The 6,910-nt window shown below is 34.3% G+C and carries 5 protein-coding genes and 1 tRNA gene; 4 read left to right on the top strand and 2 right to left on the bottom strand.

Going from position 1 to position 6,910, the window contains the following annotated elements; genetic code table 11:
- Nucleotides 1-211: 211 nt before the first annotated feature.
- Nucleotides 212-1,744: an OmpP1/FadL family transporter gene (locus ACE3PD_RS06860; RefSeq protein ID WP_374400856.1), complete on the bottom strand. Its 1,533-nt coding sequence runs from the start codon at nt 1,742-1,744 to the stop codon at nt 212-214.
- A 38-nt stretch (nt 1,745-1,782) separates the two neighbouring features.
- A complete protein-coding gene (locus ACE3PD_RS06855; protein ID WP_374400854.1) occupies nt 1,783-2,748 on the bottom strand; it encodes a hypothetical protein in 966 nt (321 codons plus the stop codon).
- A gap of 99 nt (nt 2,749-2,847) precedes the next feature.
- Between ACE3PD_RS06855 and proS the strand changes: the two genes are divergently transcribed.
- The 4 genes from proS (at nt 2,848) to typA (ending at nt 6,866) form a co-directional block, all read left to right on the top strand.
- A complete protein-coding gene (proS, locus tag ACE3PD_RS06850; RefSeq protein WP_374400852.1) occupies nt 2,848-4,326 on the top strand; it encodes a proline--tRNA ligase in 1,479 nt (492 codons plus the stop codon).
- A gap of 117 nt (nt 4,327-4,443) precedes the next feature.
- Nucleotides 4,444-4,515: transfer RNA gene (locus ACE3PD_RS06845), tRNA-Glu, on the top strand.
- Between the two features lie 156 nt (nt 4,516-4,671).
- Nucleotides 4,672-4,923 (top strand): 30S ribosomal protein S20, encoded by a 252-nt coding sequence (rpsT, locus tag ACE3PD_RS06840; RefSeq protein ID WP_374400850.1) that lies wholly within the window; start codon nt 4,672-4,674, stop codon nt 4,921-4,923.
- Between the two features lie 143 nt (nt 4,924-5,066).
- Nucleotides 5,067-6,866, top strand: a complete 1,800-nt coding sequence (typA, locus tag ACE3PD_RS06835) for a translational GTPase TypA (protein ID WP_374400848.1) — start codon at nt 5,067-5,069, stop codon at nt 6,864-6,866.
- The last annotated feature ends 44 nt before the right edge of the window (nt 6,867-6,910 follow it).

Genomic DNA, 6,910 nt, shown 5'->3' with positions numbered 1-6,910 from the left:
ACAAAATAGAAAAAAATAGCCCCAAACAAGTTGAGGCTACACAAGGTAAACATCCAGTGAATAATCGCAAGAAGCTTCCTCTCGGTGTAACAAAGTTAAAAAAAATAACAACATAAATTTGCAATTAAAGATAGTACCTAGGAGTTGTGGTTTGGGTATAAAAAAACCACTTCGGTTGAAAGAAGTGGTTTTGATTATTACATTGAGTCAACTAAAAGTTTATCGAATATGTTAAAGTTACATTGTTACTTTTTGTTTGGATTCTAGCAGCATCGTTCATACCAGAAGTGACAAAAGCTTCATTTGTAGTTCTTTGGTCGTGTGAATAAGCTAAATCTAAACGACTTGCAGGGAAATTATATCCCATACCAGCAGAAAAACCATTCAAATCACCAATAGAATAATTGGATTTATACGGACTTTCCTCAAAGCGGTAGCCACCTCTAAAACTAATTTCTTTAATTCTGAATTCACCACCTACACGCAATTCAAATGCATTTTTAAGTTCTGTTTTCATTTGTTGGTTTAATTCATTGTAGAATGAATTATTTGTGGGTTTAAATTTAGTATTGCAAAAATCTTTTCTCATATAATCAATACTGATTAAACCTTTTTTTCCAAAAATATAAGAACCACTAAATGTCCAAATACTAGGTGTTTGTATTTTATAGCTTTGATATAGGTTAACCACATTTGGAGCAATAACTTCGCGATAATCATTTGTTCCGTCTGTTGTACTTACAGCTAAACGTTGAACTAATTCATCGTTTAAATGATACCATGTTGGAGATTCATAAGCTAAACCAACTCTGAATTCATTGGTTACCTTAGCAATTGCCCCTAAGTTTAAGGAAAAACCAGAACCAAAAGTGTATACTTCATTTTCAAATAAAATGTCGGTTGCAGTATAACCTGATGAGAATATAGGATTATTGTTTGCTTCATAGACAGAAGTTGTTTTTACAAAATCAGTAAAATGAGCATTTAAATTAATTCCAAAATGAAATCTGTCTTTAACAGAAAGTGCAAAGTTAGTAGTTAATTTACCATTGTATCCTCTAGTAGTAAAATAGTTGTCTTGATAAAAATCTCCAGCAGGAACATTAGAATAATAGGTGTTCGGAGAATCAGCTTCAATTAGATAAGCTTGATAAGCCATCATAGCTTGCTGAGCTGGAAAACCTAATCCAGGTGTTTGTCCTAAATAGGTGTATAATTCATCTATAGTTTCTCCAGGTTGCAGAAGAACATACTCAATTGGTAAACCTTGAGCTTTATCTAAAAAGAATTTATCTATAGAATTGTTTGGGTTTATTCCAGCGGCATAGCCGTCGTTTCTAAAGTTATTGGCGTTTTCATAATTCAAAGCAAACGCAAATTTTGTTACATCTGATTTCCCAGAGTAGTCTTTAAAAACAAATACAATTCCCGCTTGATTAAAATCTAAAGTAGAATAATTTTCAGAGGTATTGTTGCCGAAATAACTTGCGTCATTTTTTAAGTTGATGAAGTTGGTTGAAAAACTGGCAAAATTGTTGTTAAAAACTATCGACCCCGCAGGGTTAACATTTATAGCGGATAAATCACCTCCTACAGAACCAAAAGCACCGCTCATTCCTCGGTATCTTGCCGTTCCGTTTAAGTTGCTGATTGAATAACGCAATGCATCATTAATTGTAGTTTCTTGAGCATTACTTAAGAAGGTACATCCTAATAATAGTAACGGTATAAAAATCTTTTTCATAGTATTTTCTTTAATATAACAAATCAGTTAAGATGAAATTATCCGCGTCCGCCTCTTCCGCCTCCGCCTCCTCCAGATCTTCCACCTCCGCCAGAGCTACCTCCAAACGAGCCTCCTGAAGAACTTCTAGGTGAAGAATAATTGTTGGATCTTGGAGCATTATATTCTCTTGGAGCAGATTGATTGCTTCTTGGATAGCTACTATTGTTATATCTAGGTTGTGAAGTTGTTCCTCTAGGGTTACTAGATTGCGTATTTGTTCTTGGGTTTTGAAAGGTATTTCTCGGATTGATGTTATTAGTTCTTGGGTTGATGTTATTGGTTCTTGGATTTACAGTATTAGTTCTCGGAGTTGCACTATTTCTCGGAGTAGCACCAATATTGTATCTTCCTCCATTATAATTGCCATCTCTTCCACCTCCATTATTGTAATACCCATGACCTCCTCTTGGTCCTGAATTGTAGGCAACACCATAACCATATCCGTAGCCACAGTAAGGGTATCCGTAACCGTAATATGGGTAACCCCATCCGTAATAGGGATATCCCCATCCCCAACCGTAGTATGGGTAACCCCATCCCCAATAGCCTCCATACCAAGAGTTCCATCCAAAGGAGAATCCCCAGCCCCAGTATGGATAGTAATCGTAATAGCCGCCATAGTAGTTAATAGATACTTCGGTTGCGTTATTGCCCCATCCGGCATTATTATTGTCGCTATATTCAGAATTATAAACCGTTACAACACTGTCTTTTTTTTCTGTTCCATCTTCTGAATAATACACATAGTCGTCTTTCATAGCTCTAAATTGATTTGCATATGGATTTGGACTTTGGGAATTATTTTCGACAATAACAGTTTTTTGAGTACTAGGAGTTGAATATATTCCATCATCTTGATAGGATGCATTTTGATAAGAACCACAAGAAATGGATAGCATTGCAGTTAATCCTAAAAGGAAAAAAGCAAGCTTATTTGGTAAAAAAGTATAATAAGTTTTCATAACTCTTTTTTTTTATTGTTGCACACTTCAAATTTAACTATTTTTGCAGACAAATTAGTTAAAATTTATAGAAACAATTTTTGTGCCAAAATATTTACAATGAGCAAAAACTTAACAACAAGAGCAGAAGATTATTCAAAATGGTATAACGAATTAGTGGTTAAAGCCGATTTAGCTGAAAATTCAGGAGTTAGAGGATGTATGGTAATCAAGCCGTATGGCTATGCAATTTGGGAAAAAATGCAAGCTGAATTAGATCGAATGTTTAAAGAAACTGGACATAGTAATGCTTATTTCCCCTTGTTTGTTCCAAAAAGCATGTTTGAAGCAGAAGAGAAAAATGCAGAAGGATTTGCTAAGGAATGTGCCATTGTGACGCATTATCGTTTAAAAAACGACGAAGAAAGACCAGGAAAATTAATGGTAGATCCAAATGCTAAATTAGAGGAAGAATTGATTGTTCGTCCAACTTCTGAGGCTATTATTTGGTCAACTTATAAAGGTTGGGTGCAGTCGTACCGTGATTTACCTTTGTTAATCAATCAATGGGCCAATGTGGTTCGTTGGGAAATGAGAACGCGTTTGTTTTTAAGAACGGCTGAGTTTTTATGGCAAGAAGGACATACAGCTCACGCAACACGTCAGGAAGCGATTGAAGAATCAGAGAAAATGATGAATGTCTATGCGGATTTCGTTCAAAATTTCATGGCAATTCCAGTTATTAAAGGCTTAAAAACAGAAACAGAACGTTTTGCTGGAGCTGATGAAACGTATTGTATCGAAGCCTTAATGCAAGATGGGAAAGCATTGCAGGCGGGAACTTCGCATTTCTTAGGTCAAAATTTTGCCAAAGCTTTTGATGTGAAATTTGCTAATAAAGAAGGAAAGCAGGAACACGTTTGGGGAACTTCTTGGGGTGTTTCAACGCGTTTGATGGGAGCTTTAGTAATGACGCATTCAGATGATAGAGGTTTGGTTTTACCTCCAAACTTAGCGCCAATTCAAGTAGTGATTGTTCCAATTTATAAAACAGACGAACAGTTTGATGCAATTTCAGAGCAAGTAAATGGTTTGGTTGCTGAATTGAGAAAATTAGGTATTTCAGTTAAATACGATAATAGAGATACTCAAAAACCAGGATTCAAATTTGCGGAATGGGAGTTAAAAGGGGTTCCAGTTCGTATTGCGGTTGGACCAAACGATTTAGAGAACGGAACTTACGAAATTGCTCGTAGAGATAATTTATCAAAAGAAGTAGTTGCTAAAGATGGAGTAGTAGCTTATATTCAAAATTTATTAGCAACGATTCAAAATGATTTATTTGCTAAAGCATTGGATTACAGAGATACTCATATTACAGAAGTGAATTCTTTTGAAGAGTTTAAAGAAGTTTTAGAGACAAAAGGTGGTTTCTTAGCAGCACATTGGGACGGAACAGCAGAAACGGAAGAAAAAATCAAAGAATTAACAAAAGCAACCATTCGTTGTATCGCTTTAGATAGAGTAGAAGAGGCTGGAACTTGTGTTTTAACAGGAAAGCCTTCAACTGGAAGGGTCTTATTTGCAAAGGCTTACTAAAAAAATAGTAAAAAAAGCGAAAAAAAAAATATTGATGCTATTGCAGGAATAAAAAATGTGTTTATCTTTGCACTCGCATTACAGAAATGAGGTCTTTTAGAACTCAGAGTACGAGATGGCCCGTTCGTCTATCGGTTAGGACGCCAGGTTTTCATCCTGGTAAGAGGGGTTCGATTCCCCTACGGGCTACAAAATTAGTTGTAAATAAGTTTTATAAAATAATAATTGGTGTCTCGGTTATTATTTTATTAGTTAAAACCAAAGTGTTTGCCAAGGCGAATGTGGGAGGTTTTTCTTTTTTAACTAGTAGTTTATAACAATTATTACAATTAAAAAAAGAACAAAATGGCAAATCATAAATCTGCTTTAAAAAGAATTAGAAGTAACGAGAAAAAAAGAGTGTTAAATAGATACCAACACAAAACTACTCGTAATGCTATTAAAGCTATTCGTTTAGCTACTGACAAAGCTGAGGCTTCTGCAAAATTATCAACTGTAATTTCTATGATTGATAAATTAGCTAAGAAAAATATTATCCACGATAATAAAGCTTCTAACTTAAAATCTAAATTAACTAAACAAGTAGCTTCTTTATAATCTACTGTTGGTATAAATACTAAAGCTCTCATTTTGAGGGCTTTTTTTATACGTTATTATTATGTTATTTCTACTAAAGTATTGATTACTATAGTGTTTTTATCAAAATAAACATTACCTTTGCACCTTCAAAAATTTTATAAATGACTTCTATTAGAAACATCGCAATTATTGCCCACGTTGACCACGGTAAAACTACTTTGGTTGATAAAATTATGTACCACTGTCAGTTGTTTCGTGAAAACGAAAACACAGGAGATTTAATCTTAGATAATAATGACTTAGAGCGTGAAAGAGGTATTACTATTACTTCTAAAAACGTTTCTGTAACTTACAAAGGAACAAAAATCAACATTATCGATACTCCGGGTCACGCCGATTTTGGTGGTGAAGTAGAGCGTGTACTTAATATGGCAGATGGTGTTTGTCTTTTAGTAGATGCTTTTGAAGGACCAATGCCACAAACGCGTTTCGTATTACAAAAAGCGATTGACTTAGGTTTAAAACCTTGTGTTGTTATTAACAAAGTAGATAAAGAAAACTGTACTCCAGAAGAAGTTCACGAAAAAGTTTTCGACTTGATGTTTGAGTTAGGTGCAACAGAAGAGCAGTTAGATTTCCCAACAGTTTATGGTTCGGCTAAAAACAACTGGATGTCTGACGATTGGAAAAATCAAACTGAAAACATTGAGCCATTGTTAGATATGGTTTTAGAACATGTTCCAGCTCCTAAAGTTTCTGAAGGGACACCTCAAATGTTAATTACATCTTTAGATTTCTCTTCGTTTACAGGTCGTATTGCGATTGGTCGTTTACAAAGAGGTGTTTTACGTGAAGGAATGAACGTTTCTTTAGTAAAAAGAGATGGAAAAATAAGTAAATCAAAAATTAAAGAATTACATACTTTTGAAGGTTTAGGGCGTAAAAAAGTAGAAGAAGTTGTTGCGGGTGATATTTGTGCATTAGTTGGTTTAGAAGGTTTTGAAATTGGTGATACTGTTTCTGATTTCGAAAATCCAGAAGCATTGGAAACTATTGCTATTGATGAGCCAACAATGAGTATGTTATTTACTATTAACGATTCTCCTTTCTTTGGTAAAGAAGGTAAGTTTGTAACTTCTCGTCACATTAAAGATCGTTTGAATAAAGAATTAGAGAAAAACTTAGCATTACGAGTTAACGAGACAGATTCTGCTGATAAATTCTTAGTATTTGGTCGTGGTGTACTTCACTTATCGGTTTTAATTGAAACCATGAGAAGAGAAGGATATGAGTTACAAATTGGACAACCACAAGTTATTATTAAAGAAATCGATGGTGTTAAATGTGAACCAATTGAAGAATTAACTGTTGATTTACCAGAGAATCTTTCAGGTAGAGCTGTAGAATTTGTAACAATCCGTAAAGGTGAAATGTTATCTATGGAGCCTAAAGGAGAGCGTATGATTATCAAATTCAACATCCCATCTCGTGGAATTATCGGATTGAGAAATCAATTATTAACAGCTACAGCTGGTGAAGCTATTATGTCGCACCGTTTTATTGATTACCAACCATTCAAAGGTGAAATTCCTGGTCGTTTAGGTGGTTCATTAATTTCTATGGAAAACGGAAAAGCAATTCCTTATTCTATTGATAAATTACAAGATAGAGGTAAATTCTTCGTTGACCCTAATGAAGATATCTACGAAGGTCAGGTAATTGGTGAAAATTCACGTGGAGATGATATGGTGGTGAATGTAACTAAAACTAAAAAATTAACAAACGTACGTTCTTCTGGAAATGATGATAAAGCAAGAATTATTCCTGCAATCAAATTCTCATTAGAAGAAGCTTTAGAGTACATTCAAAAAGATGAATATGTTGAAGTAACACCAAAATCGTTACGTTTACGTAAAATCTATTTGAATGAAAACGATAGAAAACGTTTCAAAATAGCATAATTTTTAAATCCCGATGAAAGTCGGGATTTTTTAGCATTATATTA

The sequence above is a fragment of the Flavobacterium sp. genome, assembly GCF_041911335.1.
In the GTDB taxonomy this organism is placed as follows: Bacteria; Bacteroidota; Bacteroidia; order Flavobacteriales; family Flavobacteriaceae; genus Flavobacterium.
Note: the sequence above shows the minus strand (reverse complement) of the source record. Positions and strands in the feature narration are given on the sequence as shown.